This window comes from Burkholderia sp. 4NA327C6 (assembly GCF_005502655.1).
Lineage (GTDB): Bacteria > Pseudomonadota > Gammaproteobacteria > Burkholderiales > Burkholderiaceae > Burkholderia > Burkholderia contaminans.
In genome coordinates this window covers 1-18,764 of sequence record NZ_SCNZ01000086.1, presented here as the reverse complement: position 1 = coordinate 18,764, position 18,764 = coordinate 1, and the positions used below count along the sequence as shown (strand labels likewise).

Below are 18,764 nucleotides of genomic sequence, written 5' to 3'. Positions count from 1 at the left end.
AGCGAAGAGGAAGTGGTGAAGAAGGTGATGCTCGGCAATACGGTCGACGGCGTGTTCACGACCGTTCAGGACGTCGCGCAGACGGTGCTGTTCCTGTCGGCCTTCCCGAGCGCCGCGCTCACGGGCCAGTCGGTCGTCGTCAGTCACGGCTGGTTCATGCAGTGATGCGGGGGCGGGCGGTGTAGCTGCCCGCGCGCGCATGCCATAAAAAAACGCGCTCCGTGGAGCGCGTTTTTATTGCGGCAGGGCGGGGCCGATGGTGGCTGCCGCCCGTTCGCTGCATTACTTCAGGACGGCTGCGACCGCATTGGCGACCGCGTCGAGGTTGCGCGTGTTCAGTGCGGCGACGCAGATCCGGCCCGTGCCGACTGCGTAGATGCCGAACTCGTCGCGCAGGCGATCGACTTGCGCCGAGGTCAGGCCCGAATACGAGAACATCCCGCGCTGCTCGTTGATGAAGCTGAAGTCGCGATCGACGCCGCTTGCCTTCAGGCGCTCGACGAGACCATTGCGCATTGCGCGGATGCGATCGCGCATTTCACCGAGTTCCTGCACCCACGAAGCGTGCAGTTCCGGCGAAGCGAGCACTGCTGCGACCACGGCGCCGCCATGGGTCGGCGGGTTCGAGTAGTTCGTGCGGATCACGCGCTTCAGTTGCGACAGCACGCGCGTCGCTTCTTCCTTGCTCGACGTGATGATCGACAGTGCACCGACGCGCTCGCCGTACAGCGAGAACGACTTCGAGAACGACGACGACACGAATGCGTTCAGGTCGGCTGCGGCAAACAGGCGCACCGCGGCAGCATCGGCCTCGATGTTCTCGCCGAAGCCCTGGTAGGCGATGTCAAGGAACGGCACGAGGTTGCGTGCCTTCACGACGTCGACGACCTGTTGCCATTGCGCTTCGGTCAGATCCACGCCGGTCGGGTTGTGGCAGCACGCGTGCAGCACGACGATCGTGCCTGCCGCGTAGCTGTTGAGTGCCGACAGCATGCCATCGAAGTTCACGCCGTTGGTGGCGGCGTCGTAGTACGGGTATGCGACGACTTCGAAGCCGGCTGCTTCGAACAGCGCGCGGTGGTTTTCCCAGCTCGGATCGCTGATCGCGACCTTCACGTTCGGGTTCAGGGTGCGCAGGAAATCGGCGCCGATCTTCAGTGCACCCGTGCCGCCCAGTGCCTGGGCCGTGACCACGCGGCCGGCTGCGATCAGCGGCGAGTCATTGCCGAGCAGCAGCTTCTGCACGGCCGCATCGTAGGCGGCGATACCGTCGATCGGCAGGTAGCCACGCGGCAGGCCGGCCTCGACACGTGCCTTCTCCGCATCGCGAACCGCGCGCAGCAGCGGAATCTTGCCTTCTTCGTTCGTGTACACACCGACGCCGAGATTGACCTTGGTCGGACGCGCATCGGCGTTGAAGGCTTCGTTCAGGCCCAGGATCGGGTCGCGGGGAGCAAGCTGGACAGCGGAGAAGAGCGACATGATGATTCGGCAGTAGTGAAAAGAGGGTCAGGCTTTCAACGGGCGGTGCGGGCGCGGTGGATGGACCGCGCGCGGGCAGGCACGACGCCGGAAAGCGCAGCAGCCTGACATTGTAGCGAATTCGCGCAGGCGGGGGCGGCGTTTCGGCGGCGAAATTCGGCCGGGAACCGTGATTTCGGGTGGCGGTCGCGCGTCAGGAGCCGGCAGCAGTTCGCGAGGCCGCGAAGCGCTAGAATGCTTTCTTTGCCCTCGCTCCGGCCGCATTCCATGTCCGAACATAAAGCCGAAACCGGCGACGCGCTCGACGAATCGAAATTCGTGACCTTCGAAGGGTCGCCGTTCCAGCTGTATCAGCCGTATCCGCCCGCAGGCGACCAGCCGACCGCGATCCAGACGCTCGTCGAAGGGGTCGAGGACGGTCTCTCGTTCCAGACGCTGCTCGGCGTGACGGGCTCGGGCAAGACCTTCACGATGGCGAACACGATCGCGCGGCTCGGCCGCCCGGCGATCGTGTTCGCGCCGAACAAGACGCTCGCCGCTCAGCTCTACTCGGAATTTCGCGAGTTCTTCCCGCGCAATGCAGTCGAGTACTTCGTCTCGTACTACGACTACTACCAGCCCGAGGCCTATGTGCCGCAGCGCGACCTGTTCATCGAGAAGGACTCGTCGATCAACGAGCACATCGAGCAGATGCGGCTGTCGGCGACGAAGAGCCTGATGGAGCGCCGCGACGTGGTGATCGTCGCGACGGTGTCGGCGATCTACGGTATCGGCAACCCGTCCGAATACCACCAGATGATCCTGACGCTGCGCGCCGGCGACAAGCTCGGCCAGCGCGACGTGATCGCGCGGCTGATCGCGATGCAGTACACGCGCAACGAGCAGGATTTCCAGCGCGGCACGTTCCGCGTGCGCGGCGACACGATCGACATCTTCCCGGCCGAACACGCGGAGCTGGCCGTGCGCGTCGAACTGTTCGACGACGAGGTCGAGACGCTGCAGCTGTTCGACCCGCTGACGGGCCGCGTGCGGCAGAAGATCCCGCGCTTTACCGTGTATCCGTCGTCGCACTACGTGACGCCGCGCGACACCGTGATGCGCGCGGTCGAGACGATCAAGGACGAACTGCGCGAGCGGCTCGAGTTCTTTCACAGAGACGGCAAGCTCGTCGAGGCCCAGCGCCTCGAGCAGCGCACGCGCTTCGATCTCGAGATGCTTCAGGAGCTCGGCTTCTGCAAGGGCATCGAGAACTACTCGCGGCATTTCTCGGGCGCGGCGCCCGGCGACCCGCCGCCGACCCTCGTCGACTACCTGCCGCCCGATGCGCTGATGCTGCTCGACGAATCGCACGTGCTGATCGGCCAGCTGAACGGCATGTACAACGGCGACCGCGCGCGCAAGGAAAACCTCGTCAACTACGGGTTTCGGCTGCCGTCGGCGCTGGACAACCGGCCGCTCAAGTTCCCCGAGTTCGAACGCAAGATGCGCCAGGTCGTATTCGTGTCGGCCACGCCGGCCGACTACGAGAAGAGCGTGACCGGGCAGATCGCCGAACAGGTCGTGCGGCCGACGGGCCTTGTCGATCCGGAAATCGAAGTACGGCCGGCGAGCTCGCAGGTAGACGACGTGCTGGCCGAGATCAACGCGCGCGTGAAGGCCGAGGAGCGCGTGCTGATCACCGTGCTGACGAAGCGCATGGCCGAGCAGCTCACCGAGTTTCTCGCCGATCACGGGGTCAAGGTGCGTTACCTGCACAGCGACATCGACACGGTCGAGCGCGTCGAGATCATCCGCGACCTGCGGCTCGGCACGTTCGACGTGCTGGTCGGGATCAACCTGTTGCGGGAAGGGCTCGACATTCCCGAGGTGTCGCTCGTCGCGATCCTCGACGCGGACAAGGAGGGCTTCCTGCGCGCCGAGCGCTCGCTGATCCAGACGATCGGCCGCGCGGCGCGGAACGTGAACGGTAAGGCGATCCTCTACGCGGACAACATGACCGAGTCGATGAAGCGCGCGATCGGCGAGACCGAGCGGCGCCGTGCGAAGCAGATCGCGCACAACGAAAAGATGGGCATCACGCCGCGCGGGGTCGTGAAGCGCATCAAGGACATCATCGACGGCGTCTACAACGCGGACGAGGCACGCGCCGAGCTGAAGGAAGCGCAGCAGCGCGCGAAATTCGAGGACATGTCGGAAAAGCAGCTTGCCAAGGAAATCAAGCGCCTCGAGAAGCAGATGGCCGACTACGCTAAGAACCTCGAGTTCGAGAAGGCCGCCGCGACCCGCGACCAACTTGCGCTGCTGCGTGAGCGCGTGTTCGGCGCGAACGTCGGCGATCACGTCAACGGCGGCCGGTAAACCTTTCCAAGCGTCACCGAAATCATTCGGTAAAGAGCCTGTAAGCCTTGTCGGATCAGGGGTTTACACGGCTCCCCGTTTGTTCCGAAACAGGTTCGGTGCTAAACTTCGTAATTATTGAGAATTGTTCGCATTAACGTTATTCGTTGCGTTAGTGTTTTCAGTGGGGCGGCCTGGCGGCCGGTCCACATGGTTCCAGATCAAATAACAAGGAGTGTCCATGTTGGGTTCTTCGTTCATCCGCACGACGGTTGCGGTAGCGGCGGCGCTTGCCGCGATGTCGGCCTCGGCTGCCGAATATCCGATCGGCAAGCAGCAGATCCAGGGCGGCATGGAAATCGGCGCCGTGTACCTGCAGCCGATCACGATGGACCCGGAAGGAATGATGCGCAAGGCGTCGGATTCCGACATCCACCTCGAGGCAGACATCCACGCGGTCAAGAACAACCCGACGGGTTTCGCGGAAGGCGACTGGATGCCGTACCTGCAGGTCACGTACAAGCTGACGAAGCAGGGCGACGCGAAGTGGAAGGCTGAAGGCGACCTGATGGGCATGGTCGCGAGCGACGGCCCGCACTACGGCGACAACGTGAAGCTGAACGGCCCGGGCAAGTACCACCTGACGATGGTCGTCAAGCCGCCGATGCAGACGGGCCACATGGCGTTCGGCCGTCACATCGACAAGGAAACGGGCGTGGGCGCGTGGTTCAAGCCCATTACCCTCGAATACGACTTCCCGTTCGCCGGTATCGGCAAGAAGGGCGGTTACTGATCGGTGGCATGACGGGCGGCGCGCTTCGGCGCGCCGTCGGCGTAGAGAATCCAGAATGAAAATTCCCCAGAAAGTCTTGGCCGCAGCCGCTGCGTTGTGGCTTGCCGGCGCGGCGTATGCCGCCGATCTGCCGACGTTCAAGCTTGAGATGACGGACGGCAAGCTGAATCCCGCCCGCATCGAAGTGCCGGCCGGCCAGCGTTTCAAGATCGAGATCAAGAACACCGGCAAGGGCGCCGCTGAATTCGAGAGCGTGCAACTGCGCAAGGAGAAGGTGCTCGCGCCGGGCGCCGATTCGTTCGTGGTCGTCGCACCGTTGTCGCCGGGTGAATACAAGTTTTTCGACGATTTCCACCAGCAGGCGCAGGGCGTGATCGTCGCGAAGTAATGCGTTTTATCTGCGCGCGGGCGCACCTGCCCGGTGTACCGCGCGTCAGGAGGTATCGATGGGTCAGATCTTGTTCATCGTCTGGCGGGAGAGCGTCGAAGCGCTGCTCGTCGTCGGCATTCTCTATGCATGGCTGAAAAACGGCGACGACGATGCGCGCCGCGGCCTGCCTTTTCTCTGGGCCGGCGTCGGTGTCGGCTTGCTGATGGCTGTCGGCCTCGGTGCCGCACTGGTGGGTTTCACCGAAGTGCTGTCCGGCGACGCGCAGGACTACTTCCAGACCGCCATGGTGCTGATCGCATGCGTGCTGATCGTGCAGATGGTGCTGTGGATGCGCCGGCACGGCCGCACGCTGAAGCGCGACATGGAGCAATCGCTACAGCAGAGCACGCGCGATTCGAACTGGTGGGGCGTCGCGGTGCTGGTCGCGCTCGCGATCGCGCGCGAAGGCAGCGAGACGGTGATCTTCCTGTACGGTCTCGGTTTCGGCCAGTCGGGTCACGTCGACGGCAGCCAGATGCTCGCGGTCGTGATCGGTCTCGGCCTCGCGTTCCTCACGTTCTATCTGCTTCAGCTCGGCGGCAAGTACTTCTCGTGGCGGCATTTCTTCCGCGTCACCGAAGTGATGCTGCTGTTCCTCGGCGCAGGCCTGTTCCAGACCGGCGTCGACAAGCTGATCGACAAGGAAATCCTGCCGCTCGGCATTTCGCAGGTGTGGGACACGTCCGCGATCCTCGATGATTCGGGCACGTTCGGCTCGCTCGTCGCCACGCTTACCGGCTATCGTGCCCACCCGGCGTTGACCAACCTGGTTGCGTATGCGGTGTACTGGGCGGTGGTCTGGCTGCTGATGAAGCGCGCGAGCCGTCGTCCGGCGGTCGCGGCAGGTCGCGCGGCATGAGCGTTGTCGCCGCAGCCAAGCAGGGCTGGCTCGCGCAGGCCGGTCAATGGATGCAGCGCCACGGTGCGTTGATCCGCGGCATCCAGTGGGCCGTCGTCGCCGTCTATGCGTTCCTGATCATCGTGCCGGCGGTGTTGCCGCTGCCGGACGACTCCGCGCACCTGTGGAACAACCTCACGCTGATCGCGCAATTCACGTTCTGGGGCATCTGGTGGCCGTTCGTGCTGCTGTCGATGGTGATGCTCGGCCGTGTCTGGTGCGGCGTGCTGTGCCCGGAAGGTGCGCTCACCGAATTCGCGAGCAAGTTCGGCCGCGGCGGCCCGATTCCGCGCTGGATGCGGTGGGGCGGCTGGCCGTTCGTCGCGTTCGGGCTCACGACGATCTACGGGCAGATGGTGAGCGTGTACCAGTACCCGCTCGCGGTGCTGTTCGTGCTCGGCGGCTCGACCGTCGGTGCGATCGTGATCGGCTTGCTGTATGGCCGCGAGAAGCGCGTGTGGTGCAAGTACCTGTGCCCGGTCAACGGTGTGTTCGGGCTGCTCGCGCGGCTCGCGCCAATGCGCTACAAGGTCGACGAGGATGCATGGCGCCGGTCGTACAAGAACGGCGAGCATGGCCATCGCGTGATTCCGATCAACTGCGCGCCGCTCGTGCCGTTGCGCAACATGAAGGGCGCGGCGGACTGCCACATGTGCGGCCGCTGCAGCGGGCACCGGGATGCGATCTCGCTGTCGTTGCGCTCGCCGTCCGACGAAGTCGTGAACCTCGGCGCGCAGCAGGCGAACCCGTGGAACACCGCGCTGATCCTGTACGGCCTGCTCGGCGTCGCGATCGGTGCGTTCCACTGGACCGTCAGCCCGTGGTTCGTGGAGATCAAGCAATGGCTCGCGGGCTGGCTGATCGACCATGACATCACGTGGCCGCTCGAGACGAATGCGCCGTGGTTCCTGCTCACGCACTATCCGGATCGCAACGACGTGTTCTCGTGGCTCGACGGCGGGCTGGTCATCAGCTACATCGTCGGCACGGGGCTCGTGTACGGCACGGCGCTGCTGGTGCTGCTGGCCGGCGCGACGCTGATGCTCGGCCGCTTCGATCGCGTGCGGCTGCATCATCTTGCGCAGGCGTTGATTCCGATTGCAGGCGCGGGTGTGTTCCTTGGCCTGTCGGCCACGACACTGTCGCTGCTGCGTGCCGAGCATGTGCCGCTCGGCTGGGCGACCGATGTGCGCATCGCGATCCTCGTCGGCGCCAACGCATGGAGTGCGTGGCTCGCGTGGAAAGTGACGGGGCGCTATGCGGGCTGGCCGCGCCGGCTTGCGGCATTCGCGTGGTTCGCCGCCGGGCTTGCCGTCATCGACAGCGCATGGTGGTTGATGTTCTGGGGGTTCTGAAGCGGATCGCGTGCCGCTTCGGCGGTCACGCATCGACGCGGTAGCGAACCTGGGCGGCGTGCTTCGCGCATGGGCCGCCCAAACGGAAAAGCGACACGTCCTTCGACGTGTCGCTTTTTTTCTTCCTTGTGCGAGAACCAAAAAAGTGGCTTGGCTTGCTGCAACGGCTGCTTGAGTGTGTTTGCACGAAGGGGTCTAGATCTCGCGTGCAAGCCGTTACGCTGGCTACTGCCCAACACCTCTCAGGGAGGTGGTCCCCACAATACTCTGTGTTACTTCGTCAGGATCAGTTTGCCGAGCCGTGTGGCGCGCAACTGATAGGTCTCTCCGTTATGCGCGATGCTGACGTGGCTTTGGCCTTGCAGCAGCGCATCGCTGCTGACGACCCGCGTGCCTGCTTCGCGGTTGCCGGCAGGCTTCGCCGGCGTGGTGACCGCTGCCGTCTTCTGACGGCTGCTGCCCGCGGTGCCGGTCGTGCGGCGCAAGGTCAGCGTGGTCGGGGTCGGGCGCATGGTGTCGGTCATTCGGTTGATCGGTGACTGTCGATACGATGGAATGAATTCTAAATGATAACTATTCCCATTTACAAAAACTCTTTATCGATCGAAATGGCAAACCCGATAGCTTGATTCAAAGGGGCGGCCCCGCAGGCCGCCACCGGGTTCAGTGCAGCGGATCGGGGTCCTTGCGGCCCTGCGCGTACTCGCGGATCAGGCGGACCGTGTCGATATCCGACGTGCGGTACGCTTCCTTGACGATCCCGTGTGTCTGCCGCGCGTCTTCGCTGTCGTCGGTGACGACCAGCGTCGTGCGGTATTCGAAACGCAGGAACAGTTCGTGGTCGTCGCGTTCCTCGATCGTCATCGTCAGCGAGCCGCCGATCTCGCCATCGGCGGCGAGGATGTCGTAGCGAACCTGCTGGTTCGGCGTGAACGTGACGTGGTCGCGCACGGTCGCGTGACCGTAGTGCAGCTCACGTTCTAGCGTCGTGTCCGTCCGTTCGTGGACGACACAGCTGTCGAGACCGAGCACGAACAGTTGCGGCTGCTCAGCGCGCAACACGAGACCTTCCCAGAGCTGGTCGCGGGTGAGGATCGGCACGGCCGGATCGTCGGAATTGATCTGGATCAGATGTTCGAAGTTCAAGGGGACGGGTTCCTTCTGGTGGCGGGCGGCCACGTGGTTCAAGAAGTCATTGTGACGCAAAACGGGCGGTTTCGCGGCACGTGCGCGCCCGTCCGTGCGTCATGCTTCGATGCGCCCCATGCGACCGGACTGATAGTCGACGACCGCCTGCCGGATCTCTTCCTCGGTGTTCATCACGAACGGGCCGTAGCGGACGATCGGCTCGTTGAGCGGCACGCCGCCGATCAGCAGCAGGTCGAGCGACGTGTCGCCGGCAGCGAACGAGACCGTGTCGCCGTCATCGCAGTACACGACCATGTGTCGTGCGTCGACCGCCTGCCTGGCGAGCCCGTAGAGGCCCGTTCCGTCGATCGGATAGGCGAACACGCGATAGCCTGCCGGAACGGTCTGCGTGACCGTGGCGCCCGGCTGCAGCGTGAAATGCTGATAGAGGATCGGTGTACGTGTCTCGATCGCGGCGCGGACGCCGAACGCTTCGCCTGCGATCACGCGCACCCGCGCGCGGCCGTCAGGCGAGGTGGCGGTCGGGATGCGGTCGGCGGGGATCTCCTGGTAGCGCGGCGCGATCAGCTTGTCGCGGCGCGGCAGGTTGACCCACAGCTGGAAACCGTGGGAGCGACCGCCCGCCTGCGCGAATTCCGGATCCGGCATCTCGCTGTGCACGACGCCGGCGCCCGCCGTCATCCATTGCACGTCGCCCGGGCCGAGCGTGCCGGTATGGCCGGACGAGTCGCGATGGCGGAAGCGCCCGTCGAGCGCGTAGGTCACGGTCTCGAAGCCGCGATGCGGATGGTCGGGGGCGCCCTTGGCTTCGCCGGGCGCGTAGTCGACGGGGCCCATTTCGTCGAGCAGCAGGAACGGATCGAAATCCATCAGCAGCCGGGTCGGGAACGGACGATGAACCACAAAGCCGCCGCCTTCGGTCGTGCGAAGCGCGGGGTAGGTGCGGTCAAGCGAGCGAGCGGTCGTCATGCGGATACCCTCGAAATGATCGGAATAGCGTTATTTTTGAAACATAGCGCTATTATATTGGGCGTTTTACCGTTCGATTCGCGACGGTTCGCAATGGATTGTTCTGAAAATGGAACGATGAGATGAATATCGATGCACATAACCTGAACGACCTCATGTACTTTTCGCAGGTCGTCGAACATGGCGGTTTCTCGGCCGCGGAGCGCGTGCTGGGCATCTCGAAATCGCGCCTGTCGCGGCGCCTGACCGAACTCGAGGCGGCGCTCGGCGTGCGCCTGCTGCAGCGCTCCACACGCAAGCTCGCGCTGACCGAGGCGGGGGAGCTGTTCTACCAGCATTGCCAGGCGATGCTGGCGGAAGCGCAGGCGGCGATGAACGCGGTGCAGCAGTTGCGCTCATCGCCACGCGGCTCGGTGCGCGTCAGCGTGCCCGTGACGCTGTCGCAGACGATGCTGTCGCGCATCCTGCCCGAATTCCTGCGTCGCTATCCCGAGGTGAAGGTGCACGTGCGCGTGACGAATCGCGTGATCGACCTCTTCGAGGATTCGATCGACGTCGCGCTGCGCGTGCGCTCGGAGCCGCCGCAGAACGCGAACATCGTCGTGCGGCCGCTGTGGCGCACCGAGCAGATGCTGGTCGGCGCGCCGAGCCTGCTGAGCCAGAATGCGCCGCCGCTGGTACCGGACGACCTGAGCGGCTTCGAGACGCTCGATACGCCGAGCGTCGATGGGCGGCACGTGTTCAACCTGATCGCGCCGGACGGAACGCGTCACATACACGAACACGACCCGCGGCTCGTGACGGCCGACCTGATGACGATCCGTGAAGCCGTGCTCGATGGCCTCGGCATCGCGGCACTGCCGGAGATGATGTACGGCAACGCGCTGCGCGCGGGGCAACTGTCGCCGGTGATGCCGGGCTGGACGTTGCCGGTGCCGCAACTGTATGCGGTGTTCGTGTCGCGGCAGGGGATGCCGCCCGCGGTGCGTGCGTTCGTCGACTACCTGGTCGAGAAGCTCGATCACGGTGCCTACAAGGATCCGGGGTGCCCGGAACGCGCGAAGAAGGAAGCGGCGGCCGATGTTTCGGCGACCTGAACACGACGCGCACGGCGACGCAAATTTGTTTTGTCATTGAAGCGTCGCCTGCAATCGCAAGTTTCAATCGCCGGAACCTTGAATGCGCGTGCGCGCAGGCCTATATTGAAATCCCATTTCGTGAAGGAAGTTCTGAGCGAAGTCAGGTGGCCGCATATATTGTGAGCCAGATAGGGCAGAACGCGCAGTCCGTGCAGACCACGGCAGAGTCGCATTTGCGTTGCTCGAGGCGCAACCGATACCGCCAAAGAGCCCGCCGCCCGAAGGCGCCCGCGTGCGCATGAAAAAAGGCCTTCATCTGGCGATGAAGGCCTTTTACTTTGGGTGCGGCCGGCGAGGTGCGGCCGGCGAGGTGCGGCCGGCGAGGTGCGGCCGGCCAGGCACTGGTGGCGATGCGTTACCGCAAGACGTGCGCGCGTTACTTCGCTTTCGCGCCCGGCTCCGTGACGAAGCCGAGCTTCGTCAGGCCGCCTGCCTGCGCATCCGACATCACTTCCGCGACGTGTTCGTACGCGACCTTGCGGTCGGCACGCAGGTGCAACTCGGGTTGCGGCGTGCGTTTTGCCGCTTCCGCGATGCGTTCCTGCAATTGTGCGCGCGTGACCGTGTGGTCGTCCCACAGGATCGTGCCGTCACCCTGGATCGCGACGTCGACCGTCTGCGGCTTTTCGTCGACGGGCTGGCTGCTGGCGTGCGGCAGGTCGATCTTCACCGCATGCTGCATCGCCGGGATCGTCACGAGGAAAATGATCAGGAGTACGAGCATGACGTCGACGAGCGGCGTCATGTTGATCTCGCTCATCACTGCATCGTCGTCATCGTCGCTGAAGCCGGTGTTCATTGCCATGGTTCACCCCGCCTCAGCTGGCGCGCGTCGCGAGACGCAGGCCGTCGCGCGTCGACGACGAGGCAAGGCTCGCGCCCGTCACGAAGTACGCATGCAGACCGTGCGCGAAGCGGCGCAGCTTGCTGACGACACCCTTGTTCGCGCGGGTGAGTGCGTTGTAGCCGAGCACGGCCGGAATCGCGACGAACAGGCCGAAGGCGGTCATGATCAGCGATTCGCCGACCGGGCCCGCGACCTGGTCGATCGACGTCTGGCCGGATGCGCCGATCGCGAGCAGTGCGTGGTAGATGCCCCAGACCGTGCCGAACAGGCCGACGAACGGTGCCGTGCTGCCGACCGACGCGAGGATCGCGAGACCGCTCTGCATGCGCGAGATGCCTTCGTCCATCGTGTCCTTCAGGCAGCGCGTGACCCAGTCCGACACGTCCATGCGGTCGTGCAGGTGCGGTTGCGTCTGGTGGTGGTGATCGGCCGCTTCCTTGCCCGACAGCGCGAGCGCGAGGAACGGGTTGTCGTTCGGCGTCGATGCGGCAAGACCGAGCTTCTTGATGCCGTCGTCGAAGTTGTCCGAATGCCAGAAGGCCTGTTCTGCGTTCTTCGTCAGGCGGTTCAGGCGGATCACGTTCCAGCCCTTGATGACGATCACGATCCACGACAGGACCGACATCACGAGCAGCGTGATCGCGATGGCGCGCGTGACGAAATCACCTTGCGCCCAGACGTGCGCGATACCGTAGCTTTGCATTTTCTTGTTTCCTTTGAATCTACCGAATATGACGGGTTAATCGTCAAGCGTGAAGTTGAAGGGCAGCGTATGGGCGGCACGGATCGCCTGGCCGTTCTCGATATACGGCGGACAGGTGCTGGCGCGCGTCGCCTCGAGCGCGGCTTCGTCGAGACGCGGGTAGCCGCTGCTCTTCTGCAACTGGACGCTTTCGATCTTGCCGGTCACGCCGATGATGAAGTGAACATAGGCCGTGCCCGTTTCGCCGCGGCGGCGCGACATCGACGGATAAGTCGGCTTGACGAAATTGCAGCTGAGCGCCGACACGTTCTTCGGCGCGCTGACCTGCATCGTCTCGCGCGCCGGGCCGGGTGCCGCAGCCGGTGCAGCTGGCGCCGGCGCGGCGGGAGCCGGTGTCGGATCGGCCGCTGCCGGCGCGGGCGTCGGCGACGGTGCCTGCGAGACGGGCTGAGGCGCCGGGACCGCTTTCTGCACCGGCTTCGGCTCGACCTTCGGCTTCACGCGCGGCGTGGGCTTGGGCGGTGCAGGCTGCTGCGCGGCCGACTGGACCGCGACCGGCTGGGCGGGAGGTGCAGGCGCAATGAGCTGCGCGGTGATCGACTGAACCTCGATCTCCTTCGGCGGCGGCGGCGCGTTGCGATGGAGCCAGGCGGCCGTCAGCATGATCGCATGTGCGGCAAGCACACCGACCGCGACGACGATCACTCGGGGATTCATACGTGATGCAGCCGGCACGGCGCCGGCAGGAGCGAGATGCGAAGCCTGCATGTTAGCTTGAAAGAACGATGTCGCACCCGGGGCGCGGCGGGTGAATCGGCATCACTTGCGGAAGATCAGCAGCGAGATGCAAACGGTGGTCACAAATCCGATCAGCAATTCCATGACAGGCTCCTTGGCAGGTAAGCCGCTGGCTCGCGCAGACGGTGGCTTGCTGACGGTCAAAACAAAAAATGCGGCCGGGGCCGCATGCGCACACTCGGCGCCGGTCAGGCGGCCTTGCGTTCGTAGAACGTGACCGGGATCGGGTGAGCATGATGCTCGACACCGCACCGGCTCGCGCAGACGCCCTGTTCGGCCATGAGGTCGCGTACGGACTCCTCGCACTTGCCGCAGCACGTGGCCACGCCAAGCTCGAACTGGAGTTCATCGAAAGAGTTCACGCCCTCTGCGAGGGACGCGCGAATCTTGCGATCGGAAACAGACTTGCACACGCAGACGATCATGGTGAGTTGCGATAGCTAACGTTAATGCGAATTATTATCATTAAATTTGCGGGTGTTGACAAGCCTGGGTCGGGCTTTTTTTAAGGTCATCGGACCCTTGAAACGGCGGGGGAGGTGCGGCGGCACGCAGAACAGGGCGTGCCGGCCGGTGTCAGGCGGTCGCGCAGGCGTGCGCGTTGGGCGAGGAAATGGTGACGGATTCGACCGGTGCGGCGAGGCCGAGCAGCGTCGATGCGAGTACCTGCAGCTGGCGGCCGTCGCTGGTCGAGCAGAAGCGGGGCGGTGCCGCGCGCGTGCCGGCCGGTGCGCGCAGGTTGCGTTCGTCGAGCACCCGCACGAGCTGGCGCGCGATCGCGTCGCTGGTGTCGACGAGCGTCATGCGGTCGCCCACAAGGTCACGAATCGTTTCCGCGAAGAACGGGTAATGCGTGCAGCCGAGTACCAGCGTATCGGCGCCGTCGTCGAGCATCGGTTGCAGGTAGCTGTCGAGCAACGCGCGCAACGCGGGCGAATTCGTATCACCGCGCTCGATGGCTTCGACGAGCCCGTGGCCGGGCTGGCAGATGAAGCGGCGGCCGGCGCCGTAGCGGTCGAGCAGCGCCTGGAAGCGCGGGCTGTTCAGCGTCGACTGCGTGGCGAGGACGCCGGCGACGCCGCTCGCGGACAGGGCGGCGGCCGGCTTGATGCCCGGCTCGACGCCGACGAGCGGTATCGACAGGTGCTCGCGGACCGTGGCGATCGCGCGCGCGGTCGCGGTGTTGCAGGCGATGACGAGCGCTTTCGCCCCTTCGCGGGCCAGCCACTCGCCGATTGCCAGCGTGCGTTCCGTGATGAACGCCTCATCGCGCGGGCCGTACGGCGCATGGTGCGAATCGGCGACGTAGATGAACGATTCGTCGGGCAACTGCGCGCGCACGGCGCGCAGCACCGACAGTCCGCCCAGCCCCGAATCGAAGATGCCGATGGGCGCGACGGCCGTGGGCGTCGCAGGAATGACGGAAGGTGTCGACATGAACGGGCTGGAGGCGGTAGCGGGAAGCGTGGAGCGAGTTTACTCCGGCGTGCCCATCATCGTTTGCTGGTAGTTCTGCAGGCCGACCTTGCCGATCAGGTCGATCTGCGTTTCCAGCCAGTCGATGTGCTCTTCGGTGTCGTCGAGGATCTTTTCGAAGATCTCGCGCGACACGTAGTCGCGAACCGATTCGCAGTAGGCGATCGCTTCCTTGCAGGTGGACTGCGAGATCTGTTCGAGCTTCAGGTCGCACTTCAGGATCTCTTCGGTTTCCTCGCCGACGAGCAGCTTGTGCAGATCCTGCAGGTTCGGCAGGCCGTCGAGCATGAAGACGCGCTCGATCAGCCAGTCGGCATGCTTCATTTCGCCGATCGACTCGTCGTACTCGTGCTTGCCGAGCTTCTCGAGGCCCCAGTGCTTGTACATGCGCGCATGCAGGAAGTACTGGTTGATCGCCGTGAGTTCATTCTTCAACTGGGCGTTCAGGTATTCGATGACTTTCTTGTCGCCTTGCATGGCTTGTTCCTTGTTCAGTGGGGCTTCAGAAACCGAACGATAATCGCTCGAACGAGAAAAGCCAAGCCTCAAAGCCTTGCCGGGCCTGGCTTTTGCGTGTAATGAGAATCAGCCTCGAACAATCGGCCGCACGCAATAATGAGAATGAGAAGTAAAAAGGCCGGACTCGCGTCCGGCCTTTCGTTCGATCGCGCTTAAGCGGTTGCGACCGGGATCTTGCCGATCTTCGCCTGCCACTCCTTCGGACCGGTCTGGTGCACCGACGTGCCCGACGAATCGACGGCGACCGTCACCGGCATGTCCTGTACGTCGAACTCGTAGATCGCTTCCATGCCGAGGTCTTCGAACGCGAGCACCTTCGCGCCGCGGATCGCCTTCGACACGAGGTAAGCCGCACCGCCGACGGCCATCAGGTAGGCCGCCTTGTGCTTCTTGATCGCGTCGATCGCGACCGGGCCGCGCTCGGCCTTGCCGACCATCGAGATCAGGCCGGTTTGCGCGAGCATCGTCTCGGTGAACTTGTCCATGCGCGTGGCCGTCGTCGGGCCTGCCGGGCCGACCACTTCGTCGCGGACCGGATCGACCGGGCCGACGTAGTAGATCACGCGGTTCGTGAAGTCGACCGGCAGCTTCTCGCCCTTCGCGAGCATGTCGGCGATGCGCTTGTGCGCGGCGTCGCGGCCCGTGAGCATCTTGCCCGACAGCAGCAGCGTCTGGCCCGGCGTCCAGCTCGCGACTTCTTCCGGCGTCAGCGTGTTCAGGTCGACGCGCTTGCTGGTTTCCGTGTTCGGTTCCCAGTTGACCTTCGGCCACGCATCGAGCGAAGGCGCTTCAAGCTTGGCCGGGCCCGAGCCGTCGAGCACGAAGTGCGCGTGGCGCGTCGCCGCGCAGTTCGGGATCAGCGCGACCGGCTTCGATGCCGCGTGCGTCGGTGCCGCCATGATCTTCACGTCGAGCACCGTTGCGAGGCCGCCGAGGCCCTGGGCGCCGATACCGAGCGCGTTGACCTTCTCGTGCAGTTCGACGCGCAGTTCCTCGACCCAGTCCTTCGGGCCGCGCGCGATGATTTCCTGGATGTCGATCGGCTCCATCAGCGATTCCTTCGCCATCAGCATCGCCTTTTCGGCGGTGCCGCCGATACCGATCCCCAGCATGCCGGGCGGGCACCAGCCCGCGCCCATCGTCGGGACCGTCTTCAGCACCCAGTCGACGATCGAGTCGGACGGGTTCAGCATCACGAACTTCGACTTGTTCTCCGAGCCGCCGCCCTTCGCCGCGACCTGCACGTCGACCTTGTCGCCCGGCACGATCTCGTAGTGGATCACGGCCGGCGTGTTGTCCTTCGTGTTCTTGCGGGCGCCTTCCGGAGGATTGACGATCGATGCGCGCAGCACGTTGTCCGGGTGCGTGTAACCACGGCGCACGCCTTCGTTGATCATGTCGGTCAAGCCCATCGTCGCGCCGTCCCAGCGCACGTCCATGCCGACCTTCACGAAGATCGTGACGATGCCGGTGTCCTGGCAGATCGGGCGGCGGCCTTCCGCGCACATGCGGCTGTTCGTGAGGATCTGCGCGATCGCATCCTTCGCGGCCGGGCTTTCTTCCAGCTCGTACGCGCGGCCGAGGGCCTGGATGTAGTCGAGCGGATGGTAGTAGCTGATGTACTGCAGCGAATCCGCGATGCTCTGGATCAGGTCTTCCTGTTTGATGACGGTCATGGCTGAGACTCTGTGAGGACAGTGGGGAATGCGTTATGCATTGACGGCTGCGTCGGCCGGCTTGCGGGGCTCGTTAGCCGCGGGCGCGTGCGCGCCGTGGGCGTGCGGCTCGTGGAAATGGGCCGGGTGCGTATGCGTCGTCAGGCGGTCGACCCACGCCATCACGAGCGCCGACACCAGGAACGACACGTGGATGATCACCTGCCACATGATCGCGTGCGTCGTGTGCTGGTCGGGGTTGATGAAGGTCTTCAGCAGGTGGATCGACGAAATGCTGATCAGCGCCATCGACAGCTTGACCTTCAGCACGCCAGCGTTCACGTGGTCGAGCCACTCGGGCTCGTCGGGGTGGCCCTCGATGCCGAGGCGCGACACGAACGTTTCGTAACCGCCGACGATCACCATGATCAGCAGGTTCGAGATCATCACCACGTCGATCAGGCCGAGCACCGCGAGCATCACGCTGATTTCGTCGAGGCTCGTTGCATGCGACAGCAGGTGCCAGACTTCCTTCAGGAACAGGAACACATAGACGGCCTGCGCAACGATCAGGCCGAGGTAGAGCGGAACCTGGAGCCAGCGGCTCATGAAAATCAGCGCAGGAAGCGGGCGAAGCGGGCGACGCGCGGGGCGGCCGGGCGAATGCGGGGCAGGCATGGTGGACAGTCGGGCGCGATGCGCTGGTATCGGGGGTAATCTTGAAAAGGCGCGCTATTGTAACGCGTCGGCCGGCGCGACTGCAGCGACGCGCCGACACTGCCGGGGACGGATCAGGAGGCGGCGGCCGGCACGCGTTTCACGCGCAGGCTGGCCAGCACGATGCCGGTGACCACGCACGCGAGCGCAATGCCGTGCGCGAGCGTGGGGCGCTCGCCGAGGAACGCGATGCCATACGCGGCGGCGGCGACCGGCAGCACCGCGCTGAACACGCCGGCGAGGCTGCCCGGCACGTGCCGGATGCCTTTCATCCACAGCCAGAACGAGAAGATGCTGGCCGACAGGCCATACCAGACGACGAGCGCCCAGGTGCCGGCCGGCACGCTCGCGTAATCGAAATGCCACATGGCGGTCGCGCCAAGCGGCAGCATCAGGCACAGGCCGAACAGGTGCGTGTACGCGCAGATGTCGATCGGCGCGAGCGTCTGCGTGAGGCGGCGCGACAGGATCACGTAGATCGATTCGCAGCACACGGCGCCGAGGATCAGCAGGTTGCCGGTCAGCGACGACGCGCCGTGCCCGGCCGCGCTGCCGTTCGCGAGGTTGATCGTCACGACGCCGGCGATCGCGAGTGCGATCGACACGAGCGCACGGCCGTTCGGTTTTTCACGCAGGATCAGCCACGCGAACAGCGCGACGATCGCAGGGATCGTGCTGGTGATCACACCGGCCGCGACCGCGCTCGTGCGCTGCACACCGTTCAGCATCAGCAGCGTGAACATGAAGGTGCCGAAGAACGCCTGCAGGAACAGGTTCAGCCATTCGCCGCGCTTGACCTTGCGCATTTTCACCGGGCTGAACAGCGGCCACAGCACGGCGATCGCGATCACGAAGCGCAGCGTGGCAAGGATGGCGACGGGAACGAAGACGACGATCGATTTACCGATACCGACATTGCTGCCGACGAACAGCATCGACAGCACGAGAAAGAAAGCGTAGCGATTCAAGCTGGAATCCGGAAGGCGAGTTCAGTTAGGATTGTAGGGTCGCGCTCGTTACAGCGTAAAGCTGCAAGCGGGCGCCGCCCGGCGGGCGAAACGGCCGTGCCGCGTAAGTGACGGGTAAGTTCGAGCGCTTATTGTGGAAACTGTCGGGTCGCCCGGTCGCCATCGTGTGACGTGGTGCGGCGCAGCATCGCGCAGCGGCCTTTGGGCCGTGCGCGGGTGGTGGGTAGGAGACAGCGGCGCGCTTGCGCCGGCCAAGACGCGCGGCGCGCACGATCGCGCCGCCATGCAGAGGATTCATGTTCACCAAGGGGTAGTCGATGTCTGCGATTGAATCGGTTCTTCACGAAACCCGTCAGTTTGCGCCGCCCGCGGCGCTCGAACAGGCGGCGACCATTTCCGGCATGCCGGCCTATCGCGCGCTCGCCGCCGAAGCCGAAAACGATTACGAAGGATTCTGGGCGCGTCTCGCGCGCGAGGGTCTGGCGTGGCACAAGCCGTTCACGACAGTGCTCGACGAGTCCAACCCGCC

At 64.6% G+C, this 18,764-nt stretch carries 20 protein-coding genes and 1 pseudogene; 8 read left to right on the top strand and 13 right to left on the bottom strand.

The genetic code is table 11. The features are described 5' to 3' along the window. Window positions 1-165, top strand: a pseudogene (locus FFS49_RS40550) (3-hydroxybutyrate dehydrogenase); the annotation flags it as partial. Window positions 166-282: 117 nt separating this feature from the next. Here FFS49_RS40550 and FFS49_RS40545 read toward each other — a convergent pair. Beyond that, window positions 283-1,482: an amino acid aminotransferase gene (locus FFS49_RS40545; RefSeq protein ID WP_039370061.1), complete on the bottom strand. Its 1,200-nt coding sequence runs from the start codon at window positions 1,480-1,482 to the stop codon at window positions 283-285. Window positions 1,483-1,749: 267 nt separating this feature from the next. Between FFS49_RS40545 and uvrB the strand changes: the two genes are divergently transcribed. The 5 genes from uvrB (at window position 1,750) to FFS49_RS40515 (ending at window position 7,295) form a co-directional block, all read left to right on the top strand. Beyond that, window positions 1,750-3,840: an excinuclease ABC subunit UvrB gene (gene uvrB / locus FFS49_RS40535; protein ID WP_039370063.1), complete on the top strand. Its 2,091-nt coding sequence runs from the start codon at window positions 1,750-1,752 to the stop codon at window positions 3,838-3,840. 220 nt (window positions 3,841-4,060) lie between these two features. Beyond that, window positions 4,061-4,612 carry an iron transporter gene (locus FFS49_RS40530; RefSeq protein ID WP_039370067.1) on the top strand — a complete coding sequence of 184 codons (552 nt, stop codon included), beginning with the start codon at window positions 4,061-4,063 and terminating at the stop codon, window positions 4,610-4,612. A gap of 55 nt (window positions 4,613-4,667) precedes the next feature. Beyond that, on the top strand, window positions 4,668-5,000 hold the full coding sequence (locus tag FFS49_RS40525) for a cupredoxin domain-containing protein (protein WP_046546132.1): 333 nt from the start codon (window positions 4,668-4,670) through the stop codon (window positions 4,998-5,000). Window positions 5,001-5,058: 58 nt separating this feature from the next. Continuing rightward, complete coding sequence (locus tag FFS49_RS40520; RefSeq protein WP_027784952.1) at window positions 5,059-5,901, top strand: FTR1 family protein; 843 nt, start codon at window positions 5,059-5,061, stop codon at window positions 5,899-5,901. Then, window positions 5,898-7,295: a 4Fe-4S binding protein gene (locus FFS49_RS40515; RefSeq protein ID WP_105816161.1), complete on the top strand. Its 1,398-nt coding sequence runs from the start codon at window positions 5,898-5,900 to the stop codon at window positions 7,293-7,295. Before FFS49_RS40520 ends, FFS49_RS40515 begins: the two co-directional genes overlap by 4 nt. A gap of 272 nt (window positions 7,296-7,567) precedes the next feature. Here FFS49_RS40515 and FFS49_RS40510 read toward each other — a convergent pair whose 3' ends face one another. From FFS49_RS40510 to FFS49_RS40500, 3 genes are all read right to left on the bottom strand, one after another. Further along, entirely contained in the window at window positions 7,568-7,819 is a 252-nt protein-coding gene (locus FFS49_RS40510) for a hemin uptake protein HemP (RefSeq protein WP_039370075.1), read from the bottom strand. Between the two features lie 139 nt (window positions 7,820-7,958). Then, window positions 7,959-8,441, bottom strand: coding sequence for an SRPBCC family protein (locus FFS49_RS40505; RefSeq protein WP_105816162.1), 483 nt, complete (start codon window positions 8,439-8,441; stop codon window positions 7,959-7,961). A gap of 99 nt (window positions 8,442-8,540) precedes the next feature. Next, complete coding sequence (locus FFS49_RS40500) at window positions 8,541-9,413, bottom strand: pirin family protein (RefSeq protein WP_105816163.1); 873 nt, start codon at window positions 9,411-9,413, stop codon at window positions 8,541-8,543. 122 nt (window positions 9,414-9,535) lie between these two features. Between FFS49_RS40500 and FFS49_RS40495 the strand changes: the two genes are divergently transcribed. Beyond that, complete coding sequence (locus tag FFS49_RS40495; RefSeq protein ID WP_039370083.1) at window positions 9,536-10,510, top strand: LysR family transcriptional regulator; 975 nt, start codon at window positions 9,536-9,538, stop codon at window positions 10,508-10,510. Window positions 10,511-10,928: 418 nt separating this feature from the next. On the opposite strand, the gene FFS49_RS40490 is transcribed toward FFS49_RS40495, so the two are convergent. The 9 genes from FFS49_RS40490 to FFS49_RS40450 all read right to left on the bottom strand — a co-directional run bounded on the left by FFS49_RS40490 (window position 10,929) and on the right by FFS49_RS40450 (window position 18,235). Continuing rightward, window positions 10,929-11,357 (bottom strand): biopolymer transporter ExbD, encoded by a 429-nt coding sequence (locus FFS49_RS40490; protein ID WP_039370086.1) that lies wholly within the window; start codon window positions 11,355-11,357, stop codon window positions 10,929-10,931. Between the two features lie 13 nt (window positions 11,358-11,370). Then, complete coding sequence (locus FFS49_RS40485) at window positions 11,371-12,102, bottom strand: MotA/TolQ/ExbB proton channel family protein (protein ID WP_027786895.1); 732 nt, start codon at window positions 12,100-12,102, stop codon at window positions 11,371-11,373. Between the two features lie 36 nt (window positions 12,103-12,138). Next, window positions 12,139-12,870, bottom strand: coding sequence for an energy transducer TonB (locus tag FFS49_RS40480; RefSeq protein WP_105816164.1), 732 nt, complete (start codon window positions 12,868-12,870; stop codon window positions 12,139-12,141). A gap of 218 nt (window positions 12,871-13,088) precedes the next feature. After that, a complete protein-coding gene (locus tag FFS49_RS40475; protein WP_039370093.1) occupies window positions 13,089-13,325 on the bottom strand; it encodes a (2Fe-2S)-binding protein in 237 nt (78 codons plus the stop codon). 151 nt (window positions 13,326-13,476) lie between these two features. Beyond that, on the bottom strand, window positions 13,477-14,337 hold the full coding sequence (gene murI, locus FFS49_RS40470) for a glutamate racemase (RefSeq protein ID WP_105816165.1): 861 nt from the start codon (window positions 14,335-14,337) through the stop codon (window positions 13,477-13,479). A gap of 39 nt (window positions 14,338-14,376) precedes the next feature. Continuing rightward, window positions 14,377-14,853 carry a bacterioferritin gene (bfr, locus tag FFS49_RS40465; RefSeq protein ID WP_039370101.1) on the bottom strand — a complete coding sequence of 159 codons (477 nt, stop codon included), beginning with the start codon at window positions 14,851-14,853 and terminating at the stop codon, window positions 14,377-14,379. Between the two features lie 194 nt (window positions 14,854-15,047). Then, window positions 15,048-16,571, bottom strand: coding sequence for a fumarate hydratase (locus FFS49_RS40460; RefSeq protein WP_089440623.1), 1,524 nt, complete (start codon window positions 16,569-16,571; stop codon window positions 15,048-15,050). A gap of 33 nt (window positions 16,572-16,604) precedes the next feature. Next, a complete protein-coding gene (locus tag FFS49_RS40455) occupies window positions 16,605-17,228 on the bottom strand; it encodes a TIGR00645 family protein (protein WP_105816166.1) in 624 nt (207 codons plus the stop codon). Window positions 17,229-17,341: 113 nt separating this feature from the next. Further along, window positions 17,342-18,235: a DMT family transporter gene (locus FFS49_RS40450; protein ID WP_105816167.1), complete on the bottom strand. Its 894-nt coding sequence runs from the start codon at window positions 18,233-18,235 to the stop codon at window positions 17,342-17,344. A gap of 317 nt (window positions 18,236-18,552) precedes the next feature. Between FFS49_RS40450 and FFS49_RS40440 the strand changes: the two genes are divergently transcribed. Continuing rightward, the coding region (locus FFS49_RS40440) for an acetyl-coenzyme A synthetase N-terminal domain-containing protein (RefSeq protein WP_283204871.1) at window positions 18,553-18,764 on the top strand (212 nt) is incomplete at its 3' end.

Excerpts from the sequence above, each read along its gene's own strand:
- FFS49_RS40545 (WP_039370061.1), bottom strand. The coding sequence starts at position 1,482 with ATGTCGCTCTTCTCCGCTGTCCAGCTTGCTCCCCGCGACCCGATCCTG.
- FFS49_RS40525 (WP_046546132.1), top strand. The coding sequence starts at position 4,668 with ATGAAAATTCCCCAGAAAGTCTTGGCCGCAGCCGCTGCGTTGTGGCTT.
- FFS49_RS40495 (WP_039370083.1), top strand. The coding sequence starts at position 9,536 with ATGAATATCGATGCACATAACCTGAACGACCTCATGTACTTTTCGCAG.
- FFS49_RS40515 (WP_105816161.1), top strand. The coding sequence starts at position 5,898 with ATGAGCGTTGTCGCCGCAGCCAAGCAGGGCTGGCTCGCGCAGGCCGGT.
- bfr (WP_039370101.1), bottom strand. The coding sequence starts at position 14,853 with ATGCAAGGCGACAAGAAAGTCATCGAATACCTGAACGCCCAGTTGAAG.
- FFS49_RS40520 (WP_027784952.1), top strand. The coding sequence starts at position 5,059 with ATGGGTCAGATCTTGTTCATCGTCTGGCGGGAGAGCGTCGAAGCGCTG.
- FFS49_RS40530 (WP_039370067.1), top strand. The coding sequence starts at position 4,061 with ATGTTGGGTTCTTCGTTCATCCGCACGACGGTTGCGGTAGCGGCGGCG.
- FFS49_RS40485 (WP_027786895.1), bottom strand. The coding sequence starts at position 12,102 with ATGCAAAGCTACGGTATCGCGCACGTCTGGGCGCAAGGTGATTTCGTC.
- murI (WP_105816165.1), bottom strand. The coding sequence starts at position 14,337 with ATGTCGACACCTTCCGTCATTCCTGCGACGCCCACGGCCGTCGCGCCC.
- FFS49_RS40510 (WP_039370075.1), bottom strand. The coding sequence starts at position 7,819 with ATGACCGACACCATGCGCCCGACCCCGACCACGCTGACCTTGCGCCGC.
- FFS49_RS40460 (WP_089440623.1), bottom strand. The coding sequence starts at position 16,571 with ATGACCGTCATCAAACAGGAAGACCTGATCCAGAGCATCGCGGATTCG.
- uvrB (WP_039370063.1), top strand. The coding sequence starts at position 1,750 with ATGTCCGAACATAAAGCCGAAACCGGCGACGCGCTCGACGAATCGAAA.
- FFS49_RS40500 (WP_105816163.1), bottom strand. The coding sequence starts at position 9,413 with ATGACGACCGCTCGCTCGCTTGACCGCACCTACCCCGCGCTTCGCACG.
- FFS49_RS40475 (WP_039370093.1), bottom strand. The coding sequence starts at position 13,325 with ATGATCGTCTGCGTGTGCAAGTCTGTTTCCGATCGCAAGATTCGCGCG.
- FFS49_RS40455 (WP_105816166.1), bottom strand. The coding sequence starts at position 17,228 with ATGCCTGCCCCGCATTCGCCCGGCCGCCCCGCGCGTCGCCCGCTTCGC.
- FFS49_RS40490 (WP_039370086.1), bottom strand. The coding sequence starts at position 11,357 with ATGGCAATGAACACCGGCTTCAGCGACGATGACGACGATGCAGTGATG.
- FFS49_RS40480 (WP_105816164.1), bottom strand. The coding sequence starts at position 12,870 with ATGCAGGCTTCGCATCTCGCTCCTGCCGGCGCCGTGCCGGCTGCATCA.